The 1,771-nt window shown below is 63.7% G+C and carries 1 protein-coding gene and 1 pseudogene; one reads left to right on the top strand and one right to left on the bottom strand.

Annotation, left to right across the window (positions count from 1 at the left end):
• Nucleotides 1–53: 53 nt before the first annotated feature.
• Nucleotides 54–695, bottom strand: coding sequence for a reverse transcriptase domain-containing protein (locus ACFU6I_RS48525; protein WP_384380970.1), 642 nt, complete (start codon nucleotides 693–695; stop codon nucleotides 54–56).
• 704 nt (nucleotides 696–1,399) lie between these two features.
• On the opposite strand from ACFU6I_RS48525, the pseudogene ACFU6I_RS48520 reads away from it, so the two are divergent.
• Nucleotides 1,400–1,678, top strand: a pseudogene (locus tag ACFU6I_RS48520) (transposase); the annotation flags it as partial.
• Nucleotides 1,679–1,771: the final 93 nt, after the last annotated feature.

Here is a 1,771-nt window from a genome sequence, read left to right as displayed (position 1 = left end):
ACGTCCCTTACCCTCCGCTCGAGGAAGGAGTTCCAGCCGCCGGTAGCCGAGCGTCACCTCGAAGCAGAAGTTGCCCATTGCGTTGGGGGCGTGACCGAGGACCCCTGCGGGGTCCCCCGGGTTCGCTCGCGCTGTGTCCCGTCGGGCAGTTGCAGCGGTGCGGCAAGCCATCGCCGCACGTACAACAGGACCCAGGACTGGGACGGATCGGTGTGGGCGGCGACCGCCTTGAGGACCAGATCCCACGGAACGCTGTCGAAGAATGCGCGGATGTCCAGGTCGATGACCCAGTCCGCCTTCCAGCAGCGCTCGCGGCACCGGCCGACAGCGTCAGTCGCCGACCGTCCGGAACGATAGCCGTAGGAATCCGGATGGAAGACCGGCTCGGCCTTTGCTTCCAGAACCCCGGCAACTACCGTCTGAGCGATGCGATCCCCGATCGTGGGCACGCCCAAAATTCGGACGCCCCCTTTCTTGGGGATCTCCACCGCACGCACCGGAGGCGGAAAATAGGTGCCGGAGGCCATACGGTTCCAGATCCGATACAAATTGTTCTTCAGATCCTCCTCGAAGACCTCCATCGACACCGCGTCCACGCCCGCTGCGCCCTTGTTTGCCCTGACCTTCTCGTACGCCTCCCAGACGGACTGCTTGGAAATATTGAACGGCTTGTCTGATGCTTTCAACTCGTTCACGCGACTCCTCCCGGGGAACGCCCGGTTGATCGAATAAACACAGTCACGAACGACCCGGCCCCTTCGCTCCGCCCCGATTACAGGGACTTCATCACTACTACGGACCGGTCCGCCGGCGCTTCCGGCATCGGTACTCAGTCCCTCACGGCTTCGGGCCGCCCGGGATGCTCCCTCTCTCTCCACTGACCAGCGGAGACGTATCCGGACCCGCCTTCTCCTGTTCCACACGAAAGCCGCAGACCGGGCTCGCGTCGCCTCCATGCCGGACACCGCCTGGCCAGTAAACGGGCACCCGCCAGACTTATCCCGAGGTCGCATTGACACCCCGGTTTTGATGTCGTCTGTCACTTTCGACACGTCAGCAGCGATTCGCTTGCGCTCGCCTTCCCGGCCCCCACCTGACACCTTGTCTGGTGCCTTTTCCTCATCGTTCACCACGACGGTCTTCAGCCAACGCAGCATGAGGGGGTTTGAAGTCTCCCCCCGCAGGGCGACTCCGAAGGGCCACAACCTTCATCTTCCGTGCAGCATCGCAATCAGAAAGAGCTCCTACATACTTCTTCCTTTCGCGTTCAGGACACAACAATGCTCAAGACCTGTGGATCGGGGCTCGGGTGGCACGCGAGGGGCGTACCTTCCCGAGTGATCGATTGAAGGTCACCGAGTAGGCCGGCGTTCGCAGCGCCGGCCGGGAAGGCACGCCCGTGCTCACGGTAGTCAATGCTGACGGTTCCACGCCAAACGGCTCTCTGATCGACGAGATCGTCCGCGAGGGCGCGAGGCGGATGTTGGCCGCCGCCCTGGAGGCGGAAGTCAACGCTTACATAGCCGAGTTGGCCGGTGAGCGGGACGAGAGCGGTCACCGACTGGTCGTGCGCAACGGCCATCACCAGCCGCGGAAGGTCACCACCTCCGCCGGAGTCGTCGAGGTGACGGCCCCGCGCGTGAACGACAAGCGCATCGACGAGGCCACGGGGGCGAGAGGAATAGTCAAGACCTGTGGATCAAGTCAGTCGCGGTGGTGTCGCTGACGTAGTCGGCGACTGGCGTCAGCGCGGACGCGTCGGGTTCTTCCG

The organism is Streptomyces sp. NPDC057486 (assembly GCF_042802415.1).
In the GTDB taxonomy this organism is placed as follows: domain Bacteria; phylum Actinomycetota; class Actinomycetes; order Streptomycetales; family Streptomycetaceae; genus Streptomyces; species Streptomyces yanii.
The sequence above is the reverse complement of the archived record's forward strand: the minus strand, read 5'-3'. Positions and strand labels throughout refer to the sequence as shown.